General features: G+C 45.9%; 15 protein-coding genes. 7 read left to right on the top strand and 8 right to left on the bottom strand.

Annotated features, from left to right (window positions below):
- Positions 1-39 precede the first annotated feature (39 nt).
- From ACS18Q_RS16650 to ACS18Q_RS16665, 4 genes are read left to right on the top strand one after another with little or no spacing between them, the layout of a single operon-like run.
- The gene (locus tag ACS18Q_RS16650; RefSeq protein WP_441258015.1) at positions 40-3,798 is read left to right on the top strand and encodes an ATP-binding protein; all 3,759 of its coding nucleotides are present in this window, start codon (positions 40-42) and stop codon (positions 3,796-3,798) included.
- Positions 3,795-4,436, top strand: coding sequence for a condensin complex protein MksE (locus tag ACS18Q_RS16655; protein ID WP_045401984.1), 642 nt, complete (start codon positions 3,795-3,797; stop codon positions 4,434-4,436). Before ACS18Q_RS16650 ends, ACS18Q_RS16655 begins: the two co-directional genes overlap by 4 nt.
- Positions 4,437-5,678 (top strand): hypothetical protein, encoded by a 1,242-nt coding sequence (locus tag ACS18Q_RS16660; protein WP_065546502.1) that lies wholly within the window; start codon positions 4,437-4,439, stop codon positions 5,676-5,678.
- Positions 5,675-6,535, top strand: a complete 861-nt coding sequence (locus ACS18Q_RS16665) for a DUF7281 domain-containing protein (RefSeq protein ID WP_441258016.1) — start codon at positions 5,675-5,677, stop codon at positions 6,533-6,535. Before ACS18Q_RS16660 ends, ACS18Q_RS16665 begins: the two co-directional genes overlap by 4 nt.
- Before the next feature lie 92 nt (positions 6,536-6,627).
- On the opposite strand, the gene ACS18Q_RS16670 is transcribed toward ACS18Q_RS16665, so the two are convergent.
- The 6 genes from ACS18Q_RS16670 to ACS18Q_RS16695 all read right to left on the bottom strand — a co-directional run bounded on the left by ACS18Q_RS16670 (position 6,628) and on the right by ACS18Q_RS16695 (position 15,074).
- Positions 6,628-6,819, bottom strand: a complete 192-nt coding sequence (locus ACS18Q_RS16670; protein ID WP_129147636.1) for a hypothetical protein — start codon at positions 6,817-6,819, stop codon at positions 6,628-6,630.
- A gap of 5 nt (positions 6,820-6,824) precedes the next feature.
- Positions 6,825-8,666 carry a patatin-like phospholipase family protein gene (locus tag ACS18Q_RS16675; protein WP_129147635.1) on the bottom strand — a complete coding sequence of 614 codons (1,842 nt, stop codon included), beginning with the start codon at positions 8,664-8,666 and terminating at the stop codon, positions 6,825-6,827.
- A 289-nt stretch (positions 8,667-8,955) separates the two neighbouring features.
- A protein-coding gene (locus tag ACS18Q_RS16680) for an IS3 family transposase (RefSeq protein ID WP_441258017.1) occupies positions 8,956-10,088 on the bottom strand; the annotation gives its coding sequence in 2 pieces (ribosomal slippage) (positions 8,956-9,851 and positions 9,851-10,088; 1,134 coding nt in all).
- Positions 10,089-10,371: 283 nt separating this feature from the next.
- Positions 10,372-13,236, bottom strand: coding sequence for an aminomethyl-transferring glycine dehydrogenase (gene gcvP, locus ACS18Q_RS16685; protein WP_441258018.1), 2,865 nt, complete (start codon positions 13,234-13,236; stop codon positions 10,372-10,374).
- A gap of 53 nt (positions 13,237-13,289) precedes the next feature.
- Positions 13,290-13,670, bottom strand: a complete 381-nt coding sequence (gene gcvH / locus ACS18Q_RS16690) for a glycine cleavage system protein GcvH (RefSeq protein WP_004727770.1) — start codon at positions 13,668-13,670, stop codon at positions 13,290-13,292.
- Positions 13,671-13,766: 96 nt separating this feature from the next.
- Positions 13,767-15,074 carry a serine hydroxymethyltransferase gene (locus ACS18Q_RS16695; protein WP_004727771.1) on the bottom strand — a complete coding sequence of 436 codons (1,308 nt, stop codon included), beginning with the start codon at positions 15,072-15,074 and terminating at the stop codon, positions 13,767-13,769.
- 438 nt (positions 15,075-15,512) lie between these two features.
- Here ACS18Q_RS16695 and ACS18Q_RS16700 point away from each other — a divergent pair, with 438 nt between their 5' ends.
- The 3 genes from ACS18Q_RS16700 (at position 15,513) to ACS18Q_RS16710 (ending at position 18,833) form a co-directional block, all read left to right on the top strand.
- Entirely contained in the window at positions 15,513-16,136 is a 624-nt protein-coding gene (locus ACS18Q_RS16700; RefSeq protein ID WP_238820475.1) for a helix-turn-helix domain-containing protein, read from the top strand.
- A gap of 302 nt (positions 16,137-16,438) precedes the next feature.
- On the top strand, positions 16,439-17,572 hold the full coding sequence (gene gcvT / locus ACS18Q_RS16705; protein ID WP_392442534.1) for a glycine cleavage system aminomethyltransferase GcvT: 1,134 nt from the start codon (positions 16,439-16,441) through the stop codon (positions 17,570-17,572).
- A 154-nt stretch (positions 17,573-17,726) separates the two neighbouring features.
- Positions 17,727-18,833, top strand: a complete 1,107-nt coding sequence (locus tag ACS18Q_RS16710; protein ID WP_441258019.1) for a S1 family peptidase — start codon at positions 17,727-17,729, stop codon at positions 18,831-18,833.
- Here ACS18Q_RS16710 and ACS18Q_RS16715 read toward each other — a convergent pair.
- Together ACS18Q_RS16715 and ACS18Q_RS16720 are read right to left on the bottom strand one after the other, a co-directional pair.
- A complete protein-coding gene (locus ACS18Q_RS16715) occupies positions 18,760-19,983 on the bottom strand; it encodes a diguanylate cyclase (RefSeq protein WP_441258020.1) in 1,224 nt (407 codons plus the stop codon). The two genes, ACS18Q_RS16710 and ACS18Q_RS16715, sit on opposite strands and share 74 nt — an antisense overlap.
- Before the next feature lie 223 nt (positions 19,984-20,206).
- Positions 20,207-21,922 (bottom strand): sensor domain-containing protein, encoded by a 1,716-nt coding sequence (locus ACS18Q_RS16720; protein WP_004727776.1) that lies wholly within the window; start codon positions 21,920-21,922, stop codon positions 20,207-20,209.
- Between the last annotated feature and the right edge of the window lie 317 nt (positions 21,923-22,239).

Here is a 22,239-nt window from a genome sequence, read left to right on the forward strand (position 1 = left end):
AGGGGTTGAGAATATCTCTACCGCACTGTGATGAAAGAAATGAATAAATCTGAAACAAAAAGCTCAAAACTACTAGGGATCGTACTTTTCCACTCCTTTATCCCTGGGAAACTATTCAAGGTCAAGGCTATCGGGCATAGCAACAATACGGGTGATAACGGAGCTGGTAAATCCACGTTGTTAAGCTTACTTCCAGCGTTCTATGGAGCCGATCCGAGTAAGCTGGTGGATAGACAAGCGGATAAAGTTTCCTTTGTTGATTACTACTTGCCCACCCCAAAATCTGTCATCGTGTTCGAATATGAAAAGCTTGGTGAGAGAAAGTGTTCTGTAATGTATCGAAATGGCTCCAGTGTCGCTTATAGGTTTTTGACAGGAGCCGCTGAACAATTGTTTTCTCAGTATTTGTACGACGAGCTAATTAAGCAAGGAAGTGAAGCTCGAACATGGCTTAAAAACCTTGTGTCTCAGTCAATGTCAGTAAGCGCGCAAATTGAAACTAGTGTCGATTACCGCTCAGTAATTCTAAACAATAAAAAGCGTTTGGCCCAAAGACGTAGTACGGGTAAAAACTTAGTTGCAATCGCCCATGAGTACTCGTTGTGTTCTGCGAGCCATAACATGAATCATATCGACATTTTGACGGCGACAATGATGCGCCACAAGAAAATGTTGAGTCGTTTTAAGACGATGATTGTGGATTGTTTCTTGAACAATACATCGATGGACGATGTCCCATACAAGAAAGAGTATATCAACCTAGCAAATAGCCTAGATGTGTTTGTTCAACTAGACACTAAAAAGAGCAAGTTCGATGAAGCAGTTGCAAGTAAAGACAGCCTTGATGAGTACATAAAGCAACTAAACTCCTATCGAGCTCAAATAGCTTCTTATCTGCGTCAACTGGCACTAAATGACACTCAGTTGTCTGACAAAATTCGTTCGCAGAAGGAGTTGCACGGCTCCCTAGTCAGTGAGAGGAAAGATAGACTTCAAAAGCTTGATACTGAGTTAAGCATTCATCGGACTGAGTTTGAAAGGAAATCCAAAGTAGTTGATGCTATTTACAATAAGCGTGACAAGTACGAGAACGAGGATGATATTTTAGAAAAAATCACGCTTTACAATAGCTTGAGTGACTTGCTGAAGGAAGCAGAATCTGCGAGGAAACATTACGACAACTTACTGGAAGATGTAGAAACCGAAGAAAGTACGTTTAACAGTCAGGTACAAAAATTGGAACTCGAATGTGCTAATTTCCGCTCCAGTAAGCAAAAAGAGATCAATAACATACTTAACACTAAGGAAGAGATATTCGAGCAAAAAAACGACCGTTTAGAGGCGATGCAGAGTGACCTCAACCTTCAAAAGAAAAAGTTGCAAGATGAGTTCGATGAACAGTCTGACAAGATAAGACAAGAACAATTCCGACTTGCAATTCTAGAAGGGCAGTCTTTAGAGTTCACACCAGAACAAAAAGGCGAATTACGTAGTCTGGAAAGTGATCTTGAGAGTAAGCGTGAACAACTTAACGCTTCCCACAATGCAGTAATTCATTTGAATGAGCAACTACGTCAGGCAGAGAAAAATCATGAGAGCAGTCTTTCTACTTACCACACATGTACTAGCGAATTAAAAGAAATTTCAGATGAAATAGTTTCTGTTAGTCGTGCATTATTGCCAGCAAAAGGATCGCTCAACGAGTACCTAGATCAAAAAGTGCCTGATTGGCGCGGCAATATAGGCAAAGTAATCACTCCTAGTTTGTTAAATGCGAAAACCTTGAAACCATTTTTCGACCCAGAAGCTACGGAGTCGATTTTTGGTCTTTATTTGGATCTGGATTCAATCGCACTTCCTGATTTTTGTCTGAGTGAAGAGAAGCTTTCAGAGCGATTAGAGACTCTAAAAATCAAGGAGTCAGAAGTAGAAGTTCGACAAGGTAAAGCGAAGAACAGGGCCAAAAGTGATGAGCAAGAAGCAGATAAGCTTCACAAAGAAATAAAAATTCAAAGTCAAAGAACAAAAGTCTTTGAGGAAGAACTGAGCAAGCTCAATCTCCTGAAAGATCAAAAAACAGTCCAGTTTGAAAGTGATGCTGAAAGTCGTACATCTGAAGTTAAGAAACAGAAAAGCGTACTAGAGTCTGAACTTTTTACCATCAAGTCTGAGCTGAAAGAAAAACTTGAAAACGAAGAACAGCGCCATCAACAAGAGCGTGTTCAGGTGAAAGCTAACTTCGATTATCGCTTGTCAGAAGAGGACGCGAAAAAAAGTGCTATTGATGAGCTGATCAAAAATAAAGAAAAGATAACTTCAGACAGAGTTAGTGACTACAAGTTAGCGTTCAACCAAGCCTTGATGAGTAAAGGAGTAGATCCAGTCAGTATCGAAAGAGCCAAGTCGAAGTGGGAATCTCTCGAACGCCAATGTGAGGAAATAAAAACATTTCAAGCTTTAATTCACGACTATGACACTTGGCTAGAATCAGAATGGAAATATATTGATAGCTACAATTCTGAAATTTTGGTTTTAGATCGACAGATCAAGGGAGGTGAAGCGAAGAGAGACGACTATGAGAAGTCGGTAAACAAAAGAATTGATGAAGTATCGTCTTCAATCAAATTAGATGAAGACGATCTCATTACAGTCAAGGAGGCCATAGCGCAGCTTACTACTTGTACTAACAGTTTAGAAAAAGCGGTCGATGAATCAGATTTAGCTAACGTAGAGGATGTCTCTGTAGATTCGGAATTTCATTCTGTTGAGCACGCAGTGAGTCTAGTGACGGATAAAATCACTGCGATTAACACTCTTAAGAAAGAAATCGTTAGTAAAGTAAAAGACGTAAGTAACACAATCTTAGGGTTGGACGACAACAATGAAATAAAGATGATGTGGGAACAGATGCGCTCTGCCACCATGACGAAGCTTTCAGAAAATTATGACTATGCTATCAACTACGATAGTCCTCAATTTTCCCTTGCTTGCTTGGGAGATCTTGAAGAGCTTGTCCTTAACGTGATTCCAGATGTTAAGGATGTTAAAATCGAGACACTTCGTTCAATAGCAACTCAGATTTCTAACTATCACCAAACCCTTAAACAGGTGAATAGTAAAGTAGATTCAGTTTCGAGCACTTTGGACAAGTCGATTGAAACGGGCAATCCTTTCCCTGCTATCGACAGCATACACATCAAACTATCAAGCAAGATACATACTTTTGATCTTTGGAAAGACCTTAATCTATTTAGTGTTGAATTGGATAGATGGTCAGGTGAAACCTCAAGAGGTCTACCTTCCAAAGCGTTTCTTGCTTCCTTCAAGCAACTGTTGTCTTCATTTAAAGAGGCTCAGATATCTAAAAACCTAGAGTCTTTGGTCGAGATGGAGATAACGATTGTTGAGAATGGACGCCCAGCAGTGGTTCGAAATGATGAAGATTTAGAAAAGGTTGGCTCCGAAGGGATTTCCAAACTAGCTATTATCGTTGTTTTCTGTGGGATGACTCGATTCTTGTGTCAGGATGAAGATGTTGCCATTCACTGGCCGCTTGACGAATTAGGGAAAATCTCTATTTCTAACCTGGCTATTTTATTCGACATGATGGCTCAAAAAGGTATTTGCTTATTCACCGCTCAGCCAGATCTGCATCCAGCTACTTATAAGTACTTCGCGACTAAAAATCACATCGTAAAGAATGTAGGTGTCAAATCATTTATTGGTGGACGTAGAAGCAGAGTCAATCCATTGCTTTCTGAGTCGAAACAAAATCAGTCTACGGAGGTGGTTGAATGAATAAGTTTGAATCGGTTTTCCGAATGCTCATGAGTAAAAAAGTGATATGTGAATATGCATCTCCTATTGAGTACACATACTTATCCGATACCAGAAATCGAAGTGACATGAACCAATACTTGTCTCGAATAAGCATGACAACAGTCGAAACACAAGACGGCCTAGGTTTTTACTGTGGATACGAGAACATCGATAACACTCGAAAGAAAAACGAAGTTCTCAAAGACTTTGAAGTTTTTTCGCAGACGATGGAAGGAATAATCGCTTGGCTCAAACTAGCCCGAAATATTGATTCAGACTCCAGACCTATCATGGCTGGTGGTAAGCTTTCGGAGTCAGAGTTACTCGCAGCAATAGAGGAAAGTAACTCACTTCAAAATCAGCTTGATCATATTGCACACAAGCTTAAAAGAGCCCATAAAAGCAAAGAGAGTAAAACGAAGCTGAGGTCGATCTTAGATTATCTTGTCCAAGAAGGATACTTTGTATCTCCATCATCAACTGGTTCTCTCTTTATCGCTACAGCGAAATGGTCATTGCTTTATGAAACTTTGGAGTTTATCGCTATTAATGAAGGGATGCTGGAAAGTGAAGCTGATGGTGGAAATGAATTAGATACTCAAATGGGGTTGATTTAGATGTCTCGACAAGTGGAGTCAAAAGAAGCTGTGCGAGCTTTAAGCACTCATACTGAGGTAGTAGACGAGGCTTGCTATGAGCAAGCTGGAGTACTTCACCATAGTGAAAGCAATAAAGCTGCAATTGCAGCACTTACAAAACATCAGTTGGCATATCACTTAGATGATGAGCATGGAGTCCAAGTTCATTCGTCTGTTAAACGTTTACTCGATAGGGTAACTAGTCGTTATAGATTCAGAGAACGTCATGGTGAGTTTTCTAATCAGATTGAAAACTTGGATTATGCCGTTGACAGTTACCGACGAGTTAAGGACTTCAATGACGATAAAAAACAACACTACTTAGATGAAATTCGAGAGATAACAGTCGAGATAAATGACGCCTTAGTTGAGACCGTATCTTCTTTTCATAGGATCGTTGCGGATGAATTTAGCATGGTCACTGATGTTGATGACAAAATTCGCCAAATCGGTCGATGCAAACGTGAGATCGGTAGAATCAATAGTATCTTCGAGCATTTAAGTGTGAAAAAGCTAAGGGAGTGGGTACAAACTGACATTCACCTTGAGCGAATTCTTTTGAAGCTACTTAAATCTAAAATCGATATAGCATTGAAGGACTTAAATGTATCAAACAAAAAAATGGTCGATATGTTGGCAAAGCTTCAGCGAGATAAGAAATCTTCCAAGCTTAATCGCATTATTGATGTTTTTGCAGCTAAGTTCCAAGATGACAAAACCTTTTCGCCATCTATAGATTCCATTGAATGTTTGCCTGACTGCTTGTCTCAGGTTTCGGAAACAGAAGTACGAGCCTACGGAAATACTAATAGTGACATTCAAGCTGATGACTTAATTGATTTGGCTGTAAGGGCTCTTGCTAGCTGTGAGAGGAAAAAAGGCAGAGCTTCAGATTTAGACAGTATCGAAGTTACGGATGTCCGTGAAGATGAAGAAGAGTTTGAACTAAACGAGGTAGATGAGGCGCTAGAGTTAATGTTTGAGGCAATAAAATCCAACCCTAACATTCTCCCTCTATCTGCTGCGCAAAGCTATACACTGTTTGATCTCGATATAGAACTGGAGGACTGGCTTTTACTGGTCGATGGTTACATTAGTGCGCAAAAAGTCGGTTTGAAGAGTATCGTTCAAGTTAAGGAAGAAAGAGAAGTCGTATTACCTTATGACGGTAATGTGATTATTAGTGATATTGTTTTTGAAACAATCGGAGGTGCTAAATGACGCTACCTCTATCGCTAATTAATGCTGCTAAGAGGATTGTTGTTAATTCGAGGGAGAGGATTCCTGCCAACAAGTCCAATACTGAAGTTTGCAGGCTCGTAGAAGTCGGGGCTGTTAGTGGCAATTCAATTGTTTTATCCCGTTCAGAATTGAGGGAAATTGAAAAGTATTTTACTTCGACATTGGGACAAAATCTTCTGACCTTTCATCAGAGTAGCAACTCTCGGATGGATACTGCACGCCCTGGTATTAGCGAGAAGTCTGCAAAAGGTGGTGTGTTTCAGCAGCTCATTAGCTTAGCTGGTAATGTGAATATCCCTTTAAAGAACCAGCCAGATGTACCAAAAGAAGCTAGGTATGTAGCCTCTGTACAGTTGGATGATCTAGATTTTCCGCGTTTTAGCCGAGTACTTATTATCGAAAATGGCGAGCTAATGGTTCGATGGAAAGACGTTGTACTCTCTTTGCCAGATGAATGGCAATCCGCTGTGCTCGTTTACCGTGGTCACGGAAAAAACCAAAAAGACCTACCGACTCTGATTGAATGCTTTGACAACAATGCCGTTGAAGTAGGCTTTTTCTATGATTACGATCCAGCAGGCTTAGATATGATCGACCAACTAAGTAATGATAAACACTATTGGGTTGTCCCTGACCTAAATCTGGAGTTATTTCGAGGTATCAATAAGCTCGATGAATTTTTGAAACAACTAGATCAGCTTGATAGGCTCAAGAGCAGAGATGTCAGCGCATCAATGCGAGAGCATTTAACCTTCATTGAGAAGAATACACTGGCTATTACGCAAGAGCACTTGATTAACAATGACAGCGTTTTAGTAGTCGAACATATGACCTAGTGATTTTATTGGGCCACTCTGTGGGAAGACGAGGGTGAGGGCTCACCTTCGTCCTTCCGTTAAAACGTAAACAGATAGAGGAGCGACTAAGATTAGCTTTGCTTATTGTTAACGTTTTGAGTTTGGTTGTTAGATATATGGATGATTTCTGGGTTCTCGTCTACTTCTGTTTGTACCAACTCTATTAGTTCATCCAGATTTATTTTTAAATTTTTGATTTTACGGTTGTTTTTAGGTGGAGTCGTTTTTGTTTTCTCTATGCGTTGCATTTCAATACATGTCATAATGATTACTCCCCATTGCTTCCAATTTGAGCCGAAAATTCACTGATCGCAGAGGATGCGATATAACTAAACAAAGATAGCATAGAATCATTGAAGTTATGTTTGTAAAGTGCATCGATCACGTTTCTGTTTTCATCGTACAAAAAATAGTCATCAAAATCAATTGCGAGGACAGCTTTGGGCTTGATCTTGTACTTTTGGGTTTCAGTAAACTTAAATATATGTTCATCCAGCTTTTTGCTACTTCCACGAATCACTCCTTTCTCATTTAGCTCTCTAATGCTAAAGATAGGAATTGTGATGATAACCTTCAACCCTTTCTTTACGAGAGCTTTTCGATTGGAGGTCATGGATAACGCGGACTTCATTTTGCTTGTTAAGTGAGTGCCACCAGGGACGTAATTTTGGTTCAACTCAGGTAAATATATCATAGGTATGCCCGTATTAAGACAAATGCCTGACGCACCTTCATGGTTGTCAAATTCAAGGTGGCGATCTAAGTCACTATCCATATTATAGTGGTAAACGATTTTACTTGTATTCAGATTTTGGTCTACAGAAGCGATTAGACAGGCTCTAGAGTTATCTAGGTTACCTATTTGAGCACCAAGTTCAGCGAACTGATTAAGGACTTTGGAATAAGAGGTTATGAACGATTGACTGACCTTTTGTAACCAATCTTGTGCGTTGGGCTTTGGAAAAAGAGCATAGTTATTTACAAGCGAAAAGCGTGTTTGCTCAAAAGACTTTTCATACAGACTTAATACGTCACTTTTGTTTAGAGAAAACGACAGGGTTTTGACTGTGCCTGTATCAATTTTTATGAGGTTTAGCCCCTTTACACTTATGTTTTCTATAGGGCTTGCCCCCCACAAAGCAGTAATCGCTAAATTCTTGAAGTAAGTTATTGGATTATCTACGTCCTTTCTAACACGAAGAGAAGGGGACAGTTTAATGCCAATGGTGTGTTTCAAGTCATCTAAGAGTAGGTGTTTGCGATAGCTCCAAGCAGGGAAGTTACTTAACATTCCACCATCAACAAATTGGTAAACATTGCCATTGATCTGAATCTTCTTACATTTAAAAAATAGTGGTATAGAAATACTTGCTAAAATACCATCAATTACCTTTACATCTTTAGTTAATTCATTCTCATGAGAGAAGATTGTAATTTCACGAGTACCAATATCTGATGATATAAGCTTGAGGTGTAGATTACTCATTTCGAATAGTTGAGCGAATGTTAAATCTCTGGCTTTAACATTAGTATTGGAAGAGTTGATGAGTGGAGAGTCTTGAATTATTGTTTCAAGCCACTGCTCTATGGACTTGGTGGGTATTAATCCAAACCCCCACATGACAAATGTTGCGGGAATGACCACTGGAATCAGAAGTAGCAAGAATGTCACAATGGTCACGGAGGCAAGTGTAGCTCTTATTACTTTTCTGATGCCTGAATATGGAATTTTTTTACTTAGATTGAACAAAGTCAATTTAGTAAAGAACGCAGCTATCAAGTAAAGTGGGAACGTGAACGATACGAAGTATCCCAAAATTACATACGGCACGATTAACATTACTACTAATTTGATAAACAATGATATATAGCAACTAGTTGAGCTAAGAATTATCGTCTTCAAATTATGTGGTAGTTTACCTGTTTGCGTTTCTGGGTTGTATAGCTCGTCAGCACTATACCCTAATGCAATCATGGTCGCTATGATTGACCCAGCAGATGTCCCTGCTAATTTGTCAATTTTCAAATTATATTGTTCTATAGCCTTGAGTGCGCCGATGTGGGCAATACCTTTTGCTCCACCACCTTCAAAAACAGCATTACATAGCATTGGTTGAATTAACTTCTTGTTACTAAGCCTAATAAGTTGGGGGATGGTACATTGATATGTTATATGTTGCAAAGTGAAGTTGGCGATGTGAGATTGCAATCGAAAGGAACAAGTCGAAAGAGCTACTGATAACTACACCATTGACTTTTGGCTAATTTTTCAAGTTGATATACTGTGTTTGGTTCTGAGAAAAATATTTCAACTAGGTTTTTGTAGCTTTGATGTTCTTAAGCTCTGAACTCAACCAGTCATTGGTGAGTAACTGTCTCTATATTGTTGTGAATCGCCACTACTTCAGTAGACGACTTTTAGACGCTAACGGTGATAGCCCATCATTAGAACTATGCTGTCGTTTCGGGTTGTAAAACATCTCTATATAATTAAACACATCCATCTTTGCGTCGTCCCTGGTCGCATAGATTTTTCGCTTAATTCGTTCACGTTTCAGCAGTTGAAAGAAACTCTCTGCTACCGCGTTATCATGGCAGTTGCCTCGACGGCACATGCTACCTTCCAAACCATGAGCGCTTAGAAACTCACTCCAATCATGGCTCGTGTATTGGCTTCCTTGATCTGAATGAACCAGCACTTTGCCAGCAGGTTTACGACGCCATACCGCCATTAATAAAGCATCTAACGCAAGCTCTTTGGTGATACGACTGCCCATTGACCAACCAATAATTCGTCGTGAGAACAAGTCCATTACAGCGCCAAGATAGAGCCAGCCTTCATGCGTTTTGATGTACGTAATATCCGTTACCCAAGCCGTGTTGGGCGCTAATGGATCGAATTGCCGCTCTAAACGATTTGGCGTAACAACGTGTTGCTCACCACTAGGAGCTCTCGGGTTTCGATAGCCAACTTGCGCTCGCAATCCTGCTCTCTGCATCAAGTGATGCACACGATTAATACCGCATTGCTCGCCAAGATCACGCAGATCTCGATGGAGTTTTCGGTATCCATAGACGCCACCAGACTCAAGCCAACATTGTTTGAGTTGGCCTGTAAGTCGTTCATTGTCACGTTGTCGCTTCGACTTTGCGCAGCTCCTCCACGCGTAATACCCGCTCGGATGAACATCAAACAACTGACACAGATGTCGCACAGAGTGACTGTGATGATGCTCTTGGATAAAGGCGTATCTTACTCGGGGTGGCTTGCGAAGTACGCCGCGGCTTTTTTTAACAGGTCACGTTCTTCAGTAACACGCTTAAGCTCTTTTTGTAATCGTCGAATTTCTGCGGACTCAGCAGACTGCTGAAGGTGTACCTCAGAGTCAGGGCCATAGCGCTTAATCCAGGCGTAAAGACTATGTGTGGTGGTACCTAAACGCTGAGCAACATCAGCAACAGAATGGCCGGCAACAGTGACTTGTTTCACTGCTTCGATTTTGAATTGTTCGGGGTAACGTTTATGGCTCATGGACACCTCTTTTTAGCTAGTTTATCTAACTAAAAGGCGTCTAGGAAATCAGTGGCGATTCAGAGTTTAGAGTCTGGCTGGTTTACTCAAGATGAAATTGAAATGATGTAGCGGGGTTCTATCTACTTGTAATTTGGTGACAGTGATTTCTAGGTGATAGTGACGTGAAAAAGGCGAACCAAACGGTTCGCCTTTTTAATTCAAGTTAGTTTCCAATTTAGTTATCGGTTTCCAACTCGGTTATCACAGTTTCCAACTTGGTTATCTGTGATCAAAAGCGTCATTACTCTTCGTAATTTTCAATGCTCGGGCAAGAGCAAATCAGGTTACGGTCGCCGTAGACGTTGTCGACACGATTGACCGTTGGCCAGTACTTCGAGGCTTTCGCTTGCGCGGAAGGGAAGCAGGCGATCTCGCGCGAGTACGGGTGAACCCATTCGTCGCTTGAAAGGTCAACTTGTGTATGTGGCGCGTTTACCAGTGGGTTGTCTGCCAGTGGCCATACACCCGCATGAACTTGGTTGATCTCTTCGCGAATCGCGATCATCGCATCACAGAAGCGATCCAGCTCCGCAAGATCTTCCGATTCTGTTGGCTCAACCATCAGCGTGCCCGCAACCGGGAACGACATAGTTGGCGCGTGGAAACCGTAGTCCATCAGACGTTTTGCGATGTCTTCTTCGCTAATGCCGGTTTCTTCTTTCAGCGGACGAATGTCGATAATACATTCGTGCGCAACACGGCCATTCGCGCCACGGTACAGAACAGGATAGTGAGGACGCAGACGCTCCATCACGTAGTTCGCATTCAGAATCGCCACTTCAGTCGCGTTGGTCAGGCCTTCTGCGCCCATCATTGCGATGTAAGCCCAAGAGATAGGCAGAATCGAGGCGCTACCCAGATCTGCGGCAGAAACTGCGAAATCTGTGCCTTCCAGGCCGCCTTCAATGTGACCTGGCAGGAATGGCGCCAGATGCGATTTCACACCGATAGGACCCATGCCCGGGCCGCCGCCGCCGTGAGGAATACAGAACGTTTTGTGCAGGTTCAGGTGCGAGACATCAGAGCCGATAAAGCCTGGCGACGTCAGACCAACCTGAGCGTTCATGTTCGCGCCGTCTAGGTAAACCTGACCGCCAGCGGCATGAACCATGTCGCACACCTGACGCACCTGTTCTTCATACACACCGTGTGTCGACGGGTAGGTGATCATGATGGCCGACAGGTTATCTTGGTGTTTCTCGATTTTCTCTGCAAGGTCAGCGATATCTACGTTACCGTTGTCATCACATTTCACCACCACGACTTTCATCGATACCATCGATGCGGTTGCCGGGTTCGTACCGTGCGCAGAGCTTGGGATCAGGCAGACGTTACGATGGCCTTCGCCACGGCTTTGGTGGTAGCGCTGAATCGCAACAAGACCTGCGTATTCGCCAGACGCTCCCGAATTGGGTTGCAGTGAGAACGCATCGTAACCTGTGATTTCACACAGTTTCGCTTTCAGGTCGCTAGCCAGAGCCGCATAACCTGCCGCTTGAGCTTTGGGTGCGAATGGGTGAATGCAGCCAAATTCTGGCCAAGTCACCGGAATCATTTCTGCCGCTGCATTCAGCTTCATGGTACAGCTGCCCAGTGGGATCATGCCGTGCGTCAGAGAGAAGTCTTTGTTTTCCAGTTTTTTCAGGTAACGCATCATTTGCGTTTCGCTGTGGTGCGTGTTGAAGACCGGGTGAGTCAGGTATTCAGACGTACGACGGCAGTTTTCTGGAATCGCAGCAAACTCGTTCGTTTCAATCGACGCCGACAGCGTTTCAACGCTTTCGCTGACGCCGAACACGCCAAACAACGCTTCGATATCGGCGATGCTGGTGGTTTCATCTAAGCTGATGCCCAGTTGAACAGGCAATTTACGCAGGTTGATGTCGGCCTGCTGTGCTTTCTGGTACAGCGCGTCAGTGTTGGCACCTGAATTGATGGTGATGGTGTCGAAGAAGCTGTTGTGCGCCAGTTCGAAGCCCGCTTTGGTCAGGCCAGCGGCCAGAATTGCAGTCAGGTGGTGCGTGCGGCGAGCAATCGTGCGCAGGCCTTCAGCACCGTGGAATACGGCGTAGAATGAGGCCATGTTTGCCAGTAGCGCTTGAGCGGTACAGATGTTGGAGGTCGCTTTCTCGCGGCGAATATGCTGCTCACGCGTTTGCATCGCCATACGCAGGGCTTGGTTGCCTTTGGCATCGATAGATACACCGATGACGCGGCCTGGCATGGTACGTTTGTACGCATCACGCGTTGCCATGAACGCTGCATGCGGACCGCCGTAACCCATCGGCACGCCGAAACGTTGCGCAGAACCGATCACCACGTCTGCGCCCATTTCACCGGCAGGTTTCAGCAGCGTGCTGGCCAGCAGGTCAGTCGCGACTGTCACCAAGGTTTTGTTGGCGTGCGCTTTGTCGATGATGTCCGTCAGATCGCGTACTTCGCCTGTGGTGCTTGGGTATTGCAGTAGCGCACCAAACACGTCTTGTTCTACAAGGCAATCGATTGCGCCAACCTGAACTTCAAAACCCAGGAAAGCCGCACGAGTCTTCACCACTTCGATGGTTTGCGGGTGAACGTCGTCTGCCACGTAGAAGACATTGCTCTTACTCTTACCCGCGCGGTGACACAGTGCCATCGCTTCGGCAGCCGCGGTCGCTTCGTCTAGCAAAGAGGCGTTCGCGATTTCCATCCCGGTCAGATCCATCACCATTTGTTGATAGTTCAGCAGCGATTCAAGACGACCCTGAGAAATTTCTGGTTGGTAAGGCGTATAAGCCGTGTACCAGCCCGGGTTTTCCATCACGTTACGTAGAATGACGTTGGGCGTGAAGGTGTTATAGTAACCCTGACCGATGAAAGTGCGTTTGATTTGGTTTTGTTGTGCGAACGCTTTCATGGCAGTCAGCATGTCGGCTTCGCTTTTCGCTGGCGCAAGGCTCATTGGCTTTTCCAGACGAATGTTCGCTGGAACGGTTTCTGCAATCAGCGCTTCCAAAGAAGCCGCGTTGATTGTGTTGAGCATTTTCGCTTGGTCAGCGGTGTTAGGCCCGTTGTGGCGAGCAACGAACTCATTTTGAGTGCTTAGGCTGTGAAGTAATTCAGTCATTTTCCTTTCCCTTGAAAAAAAGCCGCCCGCAAGGGCAGCTTTATTCTGAGACATTAGTCTTCTTCGATAGAGCTCAGATACTCTTCGGCGTCTTTCAGATCGTCGAGTTCAGCTGCATCAGACAGTTTCACTTTCACAATCCAGCCGCCGTCGTATGGCTGTTCGTTGATTAGCTCTGGGCTATCCTGAAGGTCTTCGTTCACTTCCACAATCACACCAGATACAGGCGCGTAGATGTCAGAAGCTGCTTTTACAGATTCAACCAGTGAGAAGCTTTCGCCTGCATCGCATTCGCTGTCGACTTCGGGTAGTTCAACAAACACAACATCGCCCAGCATTTCCTGAGCGTGCTCAGAGATGCCGATTGTTACTGTACCGTCACCGTTGTCGCGCACCCATTCATGGCTGTCTGTAAACTTCAGTGTTTTGTCCATTGCATAATCTCCAAAATGTATCGAATTTGCTGCTTAAGGTGGGCATCAACGTTGAATTGGGTTTGACGTTGATGCGCCTTGAGCGTCATTAACTGTTTATTGGTAAAGCGGGAAGCGCTGGCATAGCGTCTTCACTTGTTTGCGAACTTGTTGTTCCACATCCGGGTTACCTTCAGGGCTTTCAACTAAGCCATCCAGCACGTCGCCAATCCACTCACCAATGAGTTTAAATTCTTCACGACCGAAACCACGGCTGGTTCCAGCGGGCGTACCTAAACGAATGCCCGAAGTAATCATAGGCTTCTCTTCATCAAAAGGGATGCCATTTTTGTTACATGTGATTCCCGCGCGCTCCAGTGCTTGTTCGACCACGTTGCCTTTCAATCCTTTCGGACGCAGGTCAACCAGCATCAGGTGCGTGTCGGTTCCGCCAGTCACAATGTCACAGCCGCGAGTTTGCAATACTTCAGCCAGAACTTTTGCGTTCTCGATCACCGAATCAATATAACTTGAGAACTCAGGGCCTAGCGCTTCACCAAATGCAACCGCTTTTGCCGCGATGACGTGCATCAGTGGCCCACCTTGCAGGCCAGGGAATACCGCTGAGTTGATCTTCTTAATGATCTCTTCGTGGTTGGTCAGAATCATGCCGCCGCGTGGGCCGCGCAGGGTTTTGTGTGTGGTGGTGGTCACGACATGGGCGTGTGGCAGTGGGCTTGGATGAGCGCCTGTGGCAACCAAGCCGGCGATGTGCGCCATATCAACCATCAACAGCGCGCCGACTTCGTCAGCGATGTCGCGGAATTTTTTGAAATCAATGATGCGTGGAATGGCTGAGCCACCGGCAATAATCAGCTTTGGTTGGCTTTCCAGCGCCAGTTTGCGTACGTCGTCGTAGTTGATTTCCAACGTTGCGCGGTCGACACCGTACTGCACGGCGTTAAACCATTTGCCCGATAAAGCAGGGCGCGCGCCGTGCGTTAAGTGGCCGCCAGCGTCTAGCGACATCCCCATGATGGTGTCGCCCGGTTGCAGCAGCGCCAGCATCACTGCGCCGTTCGCTTGTGCGCCAGAGTGCGGTTGAACGTTGGCATACTCGCAGCCAAACAGCGATTTCGCGCGTTCGATGGCAATGGCTTCAACGCTGTCGACGTGCTCGCAGCCGCCATAGTAACGACGACCCGGATAGCCTTCCGCGTATTTGTTAGTCAGGCAGGTGCCTTGGGCTTGCATGACGGCTTTCGACACGATGTTCTCGGAAGCAATCAGTTCGATTTGTTCGTTTTGACGGGTGTATTCGGCTTGAATGCCGGCAAATACCGCATCGTCCGTAGCAGCGAGGTTCGTGGAGAAGAAGCTCTCCAGGCTGTGATTTTGGTAAGCTTTGTTCACGTTTGCGTTCATGGTAGATGACCTTCCCATAATCTGACGAGCGTTTGAGCGTCTTGCGGCTCGTCGGTCCTTCTTCTTCGATTCTGCCAAAGCAAAATCGTGCATGTGTTGGTTGTTCCTTAATCACGGCTATCGGTTCAATCGCGGGTGAGCCACTGAGGTGACTCGTGGTGATTGCACCGATAACTGACCCCAAAAACAGGGTCCAAACCCGCAGCCAAATGTTAAATCCTTGCCACTTGAACGCGGTAACTTGCATCTCTTCATCTAACAAGGACGTAACATACTCCCTGTGATATGAACAATCAATCAAAAATTTCCTATAGGAAACACGGTTTCGGTTTTTGCTACCTAAAGCACGCTTTATTTCCGATTGTGCTCTTTAATCAATCTGTCGCTTCGTGCAACAATGTTTTTTACGACAGGAAGAATAAATATTCGAGGGAAAGCATGTCAGAAGACATTTATGATGAGTACCCATCATTGACGCTCGCCAAGGAATCCGGCGACCAAACGATCGAACCGCTTAAACTCGGCCAGCGCATTAAAGACATTCGCGCCAAGCTTGGCATCACGCTGGAAGAGGCCAGTCAACGCACGGGGTTGGCACGTTCTACACTCAGCAAAATCGAAAATGAACAGATCTCGCCAACGTTTCAAGCCATGCAGAAACTGGCGCATGGTTTGCAAATTGATATGCCTCAACTCTTTGAGCCGCCTAAAAAAATAATGGCAAGCGGCCGTCGTGATGTGACCAAGAAAGGGCAGGGTAAACCGCATCCAACCCAAACTTATGAACACGAATTGCTAGCGACGCAACTGTCGAATAAAAAGATGATGCCGTTTAAAAGCCGAGTTCGAGCACGTGCATTTGAAGAGTATGGTGACTGGGTTCGCCATGACGGTGAAGAGTTCCTGTTGATCCTCGAAGGTGAGGTGATGTTCTACAGTGAGTTCTATGAACCGGTGTTGCTGGTCGAAGGTGACAGTGTGTATTACGACGCCAACATGGGGCATATGTTGGTTTCGGTGAGTGATGAAGATGCGCTGATCTTGTGGGTCACGGCTAAATAAAGTGAAAAACTGAAAATTTCCTATAGTGAAAGCAACCGTTTGCTTTTTGTTGCGAATTGAAGAAAAATGCGCCGTAGTGATGAGAATGTCGTCAGTGCGGCGTTTTTCTTTTACCGCTTTAAATGTGATTGAGTTGTTAATTATGACAATTCTCACTGTTTTGAACTTGTTAATCCGCTAAAACAAGGGCATCTTTGTTCACTATTGGAAACATGGTTTCCTGATGCGCACTTTTGCGACAGTTTTTGCTAAACACTAGCGGCTACACTCAAAAGACGGAGTCTGGCTTAATGGAGAAGAAAATGACTCAAGAACATGCGACACAAGAACTCCTGATCACACCATTGCACGCGCTTCACGTGGAAGTTGGCGCAAAAATGGTGCCTTTTGCGGGGTACGACATGCCGGTGCAATACGCCTTGGGCGTGAAGAAAGAGCACTTGCACACACGCGAAGCGGCGGGTCTGTTTGACGTTTCACACATGGGTCAGCTTCGTCTGCACGGTGAAGGGGCGGCTGCCGCACTGGAAACGCTTGTTCCGGTTGATGTGGTTGATTTAGCGGAAGGCAAACAACGTTATGCATTCTTCACCAACGAGCAAGGTGGCATTCTGGATGACCTGATGGTGGCGAACTTGGGCGATCACCTGTTTGTGGTGGTGAACGCGGCCTGTAAAGACCAAGACATCAATCACCTGCAGGCGCATTTGCCATCAGGTGTCGAGCTGGAAATCATTGACGACCGCGCGCTGCTGGCGCTGCAAGGCCCGAAAGCGGCTGACGTGCTGGCTCGTCTGCAACCTGCGGTCGCGGATATGCTGTTTATGGATATCCAGCAAGTGCAAATCGATGGCATCGACTGCATCGTAAGCCGCAGTGGTTACACCGGCGAAGATGGTTACGAAATCTCAGTCCCTGCTGACCAAGCCGAAGCGTTGGCTCGCACCTTGACGGCGTTTGAAGAAGTGGAGTGGATCGGCCTCGGCGCACGCGACTCGCTGCGTCTGGAGTGTGGCCTGTGTCTGTATGGTCACGATTTGGATGAAACCACCACACCGGTTGAAGCCAGCCTGCTGTGGGCAATTCAGCCAGTTCGTCGCACGGGCGGCGCGCGTGAAGGTGGCTTCCCAGGTGCGGATATCATTCTGTCGCAAATCGCGACAAAAGATGTGTCGCGCAAACGTGTAGGTCTGGTTGGTCAAACTAAGGCGCCTGTGCGTGAAGGTACCGAACTGTTTGATGCTGATGGCGCAAAAATTGGTCTCGTGACCAGCGGCACTGCCGGGCCAACTGCGGGAATTCCGGTTTCTATGGCGTATGTGCGTGCCGACTTAGCGGCCATTGGGACGGAAGTGTTTGCTGAAGTGCGCGGTAAAATGCTGCCGATGCTGGTGGAAAAAATGCCGTTTGTGCCGCAACGTTACTACCGCGGCTAAGCGATTGAATTTGCGACAACAGCTCCTTTTTAGGGGCTGTTTTTTTATTTATCATGCATACTTTTATTGACGCTTTGACTGGCGCGTAAGGCCAGTGTTGCTGAATGGTACGTATCAAGTACTATCTGAGCAGGTTTACTTTAAGGATATCGACATGACGACATGGAAGGCGTTGGCGGCGCTCACCAGTTTCTTTGCTACTGTACCCGCATTTGCAGCCACGACGGACGTGACCACATACATCGTTAACGGCACCACGACCTCGGTGACGACGTATGACTCGTTTGTCAGCCTGTATTACGACCGCATTGAATACGATGGCGTCTATGGTGTCGGCAGTTATTGCGGCGGCACCATGCTGGATGAGACGCATGTGCTTACGGCCGCACACTGCATCTTTGATGGCTCCGGCAATTTGGATGAAAACTACAATTTGTTTACGGTGGTGGCGCAAACTGACAGTGAATCCGCCTTCCCGAACGGCAATATTGAAACCGTGCGAGCGTCGGAGTTCTATTATCATCCCGGGTATGAAGACTCTTCCACCAACCTGTGGCCGAATGACATTGCGATCATCAAGTTAGAATCGACCCTGAACGTGATTGGCTATACTGATATCCCCAGTGATGACACTTATCGCTTGGGAACAGATAACACAGATAATAATACCAACGACAATGTGTTTGAAGCCGTCGGCCATGGCAATACCAGTACCGGCACCGATGACAGCGACGACCTGCTGGTGACCGACATGAACTATGTTTCGAACGCGACGTGTCAGCTGGATTTGACTGCGCTGACCAGCAAACAGATCTGTTTTGGTGGTGATACCAGCGTGACCACGGGGCTGGACAACGGCACCTGTCAAGGTGACTCGGGCGGCCCTATTTATTGGAATGACAGCGGCACATTAAAACAAGTGGGCATTGTCAGTTTTGGCCCCACCACGTGCGGCAACCCGTGGACCATGTCCAACGCCGATGCAGTATTTACCGAAGTGGTTGACTACACCAGTTGGATCAACAGCGTGCTGGCTGGCAGCGAAACGCCAGATTTTGTGGCCACGGATGACAAACGGGTCGCTTATCTCAATGGAACGACAACATCCGACAGTGGCGGCGGCGGTTCGCTGAACATGGTGAGCTTTGGTGCATTATTGGTTCTGGGATTGTGGCGTGCGCGTCGGGTTAAGCGGCTTCACTCAAAATCGTATTGCGGCCCTGTTCTTTCGCCATATACAACAAACGGTCGGCGTGTTTGATTGCGGCATCCACCGATTCGGTGACGGGCCAAACACCGCCTGAAATCGTCACTTTCGGCGCTTGTACATACAGCGCCACATCCTCGCGAATCCGGTCAAAAATACGCACAGCTTGTTCGGCAGAGTCGGTTTTGATCACTACCACAAACTCTTCACCGCCAAAACGAAACGCATAATCCGATAAGCGAATGCGGCTTTTGATCACAGACGCCACGCGCTTAATCACTTGATCGCCAATGTCATGGCCATATTTATCGTTCACCAACTTGAAGTGATCGATATCCAGAATACACAAATGATACCGGTGATGCGGTTTGAGCTGACGACTGACTTTTTTCAAATAGTGGCGATTGTGCAGCCCGGAAAGCTCGTCGGTGAAGGTGATTTTCGTCAGTTCCTGTTTATCTTTGCGAATGCGATACAGGTAGAGGCTCACGCCCGCTGTGATGCTGCCGAACATCAAAATTAAGTAGAAGTAGGGCGGTACCAGTTCATGGTTATCGACCACTTTGACCAAGTAGGTTTTGCCGTCATTCAGCAGATCGAGTTTGCGGTAGATAAAGCTAAAATCATCGTATTCAAATAAACCGGCAAAGCGGTTGGAGCGTTGTAAATCCTGCCATACATGGGGCAAGCTATCACCCAAATTGCTCAGGCTGTCGATTCCGGTGCGAGAGCTGGAATAGACGGTGCCGAGTTGATTGATGAGCAGGATGTTGTCGCCGCCAATTTCAGAAAATTCATTGAGATCGATCTCCAACACCAGATACCCGATGTGGCGCTGATGGCGATAGATGGCCTTAAACTCGGTGAATACGCCCCATTGCGGCGAGAGCAGCAGTTGCGTTTGCTGGCGATTGAGGCTGCTGTTGTAAAACCGGTTGTAGGTGGTGATCCAACGTTGGTAGCGATACCCCACGGGCGGCGTCTTCGCCACGATCGTCATAGATTTGATCAAGGATTGGGTGGCGAGCAACTGATTGGTGAGATCCAAAAACGGCGCTGGATCGTCAAAATAATGGGTGGCAATGTGCGAGTCACCGATGGCGAGGAAGCTCGACGCTAGGTTGCGTTTGAGGATCAGGGTATTTTCTAACGTTTTGAGTTGCGCGGCGAAGTCGGATTCTTTGTCAGATTTTACGTAGCGCATCGGCGTATTAATCAGGAACACGATGACGAGCGTAAACAGAAGGCATTTAACCTCCAGTTGAAAGGATGATGAGCTGGATATTGGGGTTTGATTGAGGATCATGCGCCTGAAACACTTCCGTATGTTTCGGCGATATTATGGAGCAATCTCACTAAAATCCAGTCACTTAGATGAAGGATTTATGAACATCGCTTTGAATCAGAGCGAGTTCACATCGTGTGGTTTAACCAGTGGTGAGGTTGCTAGACAGTGTGTAACGGCTGGCGCTGGCAAGCGACAGCGGTTTCGAGAACCAGTAGCCCTGCAAATAGGACGCGCCCATTGCGCGAAACTTCCTGAACATGTCACTGTTCTCAATGCCTTCAATCACGATGTCGACGCCTTTGCTGCGACTGAGCTGAATGATGAAGCTCAGGTACTCTTCGGAGGCTTGGTTGGTCAAAGTTTTGGTGGCCATAGAACGATCGATTTTAATTTGATTCAACGGCAAATCGAAAAAGCTGTGAATGGAGCTAAAGCCGGTGCCAAAATCATCCAAAGAGAGCTGAAAGCCCATTTTGCTCAGTGTTTCTAATTGATTGAGCGCATTCTTGTTGCCATCCAAAATCACGGTTTCCGTCAGTTCTAACACGATGGATTGAGGATCAATGCCCGCTTCACTGGCCATCATTTTGATGTTGGAAGGGAAGGTACTATTGAGCAGTTGCAACACCGAAACGTTGATGTTGACGCGAATGTTCACGCCGTTGACTTTGTTGTAGCGGCTGATGAATTCACATGCTTTTTCAAAGACTTGATAACCCAAGTCGGTAATTAACCCCTTCTCTTCGGCCACGGGTATGAATTCGTCGGGGAAAATTTCGCCAAACTCTTTGGAACGCCAACGTACCAGCGCTTCAAAGCTCGATACTTGGCCGCTTTGTGCATTTAAAATGGGTTGGAATTTGACGGAGAGTGAACGCGATTGCAGCGCTTCTTTGAGCCCGCGCTCGATATAGAAGAAGCGATCAACCGCTCGCTGCGTTTTGCCGTTGTAGATTTCAATCCGCGAGCGCTTTTTCTCACCTGCGTACTGACAAGTGCGTGAGGCAATATTGATGATCTGTTCGGCGCTGTACGCATTTGAAAATTCAGGATAGACGCCGATGCTCATGCTGTCGCCAAACAAGTGCCCATGTTCTTGCGCTGATTTTGCGTAGCGATCCAAGATGTCGTGACACAACGCGGTCAGTGCGTCATGGCTGATGTTTTGGCTCAGCAATAGGGCAAAGTCATCGGAGCGAACGCGATAGAATTCGGTGTCAGGATTGGTCACGCTGTTTAGCGCGGAGATCAAATGATGCAAGATGTGCTGCACCACTTCCGTACCGTATTGGTTCAAGTAGGATTTGATGTCGTCAATTTGGATGTAAAGCAAGGTGCCCGACTTTTGGTCGTCGAGTTTAATTTGATCAATATCTTTGAGCAGTTTGGTCGCGTTGGCTAAGCCTGAAACGTTATCGTAAAACGCCGCCTGATTGAGATAAGACTCCATCAACTTCTGATCAGAGATATCCCGATGGCTGCCGACCATAAACGTTTCGCCATCCCGCTGGCAGGTGACGGCGGTGCCTTCAATCCAAACATACTGCCCATTGCTTTTACGTGCTCGGTACTGCGCGGTGGCTCGGCCGATACTCGCAACATGGTGATGCACCCGCGCTTCCAGATCCTCACGATCCTGCGGGTGAACGACAGTGAACCACTCATTCAAAGTGATTGTGGAAGCATTGAAACCAAATTGTTGATAAAAGCCAGGGTTGTAAAATGTCATACAGCCCTGCTCATCCATGTGAAAAATCCCCTCGCTGAATACGTCAAAGATATGCATCAAACGTTTTTGATAGACGTCTGAAAACATATTGATCACGTCTGCGGGTTTTTCCTGCGTCAATGACATATCAATGCACCTAGCTCTACTGAACCATACGGATTCTGAGCACTAAAGTTAAAGCAACAACGTTAAAAAATAAAAGGCGTTGATAACAAAGTTATTAATTTAATTTTCTTTTAGGCGTCAACTATATCTTTTATGAAAGAATGTCTCAATTATGAAATTCCATGTAAATGATAAGCGTGCGTACACCCATACTTTTCAACACATTGAATATCTATTGAGAATGATTTGTGTTAGTCGACTATGTTGAAGCACAAAAAAAGCGGCTTACAAGCCGCTAATCTAATCCATATGAGTGGTGGAATGCCAGTCTTCGTGAA

The organism is Vibrio sp. Vf1514 (assembly GCF_052076135.1).
Lineage (GTDB): Bacteria > Pseudomonadota > Gammaproteobacteria > Enterobacterales > Vibrionaceae > Vibrio > Vibrio furnissii.

What these genes read in the sequence shown, in the direction of transcription:
- ACS18Q_RS16650 (WP_441258015.1), top strand. Translation starts at nt 40, where the DNA reads ATGAATAAATCTGAAACAAAAAGCTCAAAACTACTAGGGATCGTACTT.
- ACS18Q_RS16655 (WP_045401984.1), top strand. Translation starts at nt 3,795, where the DNA reads ATGAATAAGTTTGAATCGGTTTTCCGAATGCTCATGAGTAAAAAAGTG.
- ACS18Q_RS16660 (WP_065546502.1), top strand. Translation starts at nt 4,437, where the DNA reads ATGTCTCGACAAGTGGAGTCAAAAGAAGCTGTGCGAGCTTTAAGCACT.
- ACS18Q_RS16665 (WP_441258016.1), top strand. Translation starts at nt 5,675, where the DNA reads ATGACGCTACCTCTATCGCTAATTAATGCTGCTAAGAGGATTGTTGTT.
- ACS18Q_RS16670 (WP_129147636.1), bottom strand. Translation starts at nt 6,819, where the DNA reads ATGACATGTATTGAAATGCAACGCATAGAGAAAACAAAAACGACTCCA.
- ACS18Q_RS16675 (WP_129147635.1), bottom strand. Translation starts at nt 8,666, where the DNA reads ATGCTATGTAATGCTGTTTTTGAAGGTGGTGGAGCAAAAGGTATTGCC.
- gcvP (WP_441258018.1), bottom strand. Translation starts at nt 13,236, where the DNA reads ATGACTGAATTACTTCACAGCCTAAGCACTCAAAATGAGTTCGTTGCT.
- gcvH (WP_004727770.1), bottom strand. Translation starts at nt 13,670, where the DNA reads ATGGACAAAACACTGAAGTTTACAGACAGCCATGAATGGGTGCGCGAC.
- ACS18Q_RS16695 (WP_004727771.1), bottom strand. Translation starts at nt 15,074, where the DNA reads ATGAACGCAAACGTGAACAAAGCTTACCAAAATCACAGCCTGGAGAGC.
- ACS18Q_RS16700 (WP_238820475.1), top strand. Translation starts at nt 15,513, where the DNA reads ATGTCAGAAGACATTTATGATGAGTACCCATCATTGACGCTCGCCAAG.
- gcvT (WP_392442534.1), top strand. Translation starts at nt 16,439, where the DNA reads ATGACTCAAGAACATGCGACACAAGAACTCCTGATCACACCATTGCAC.
- ACS18Q_RS16710 (WP_441258019.1), top strand. Translation starts at nt 17,727, where the DNA reads ATGACGACATGGAAGGCGTTGGCGGCGCTCACCAGTTTCTTTGCTACT.
- ACS18Q_RS16715 (WP_441258020.1), bottom strand. Translation starts at nt 19,983, where the DNA reads ATGCGCTACGTAAAATCTGACAAAGAATCCGACTTCGCCGCGCAACTC.
- ACS18Q_RS16720 (WP_004727776.1), bottom strand. Translation starts at nt 21,922, where the DNA reads ATGTCATTGACGCAGGAAAAACCCGCAGACGTGATCAATATGTTTTCA.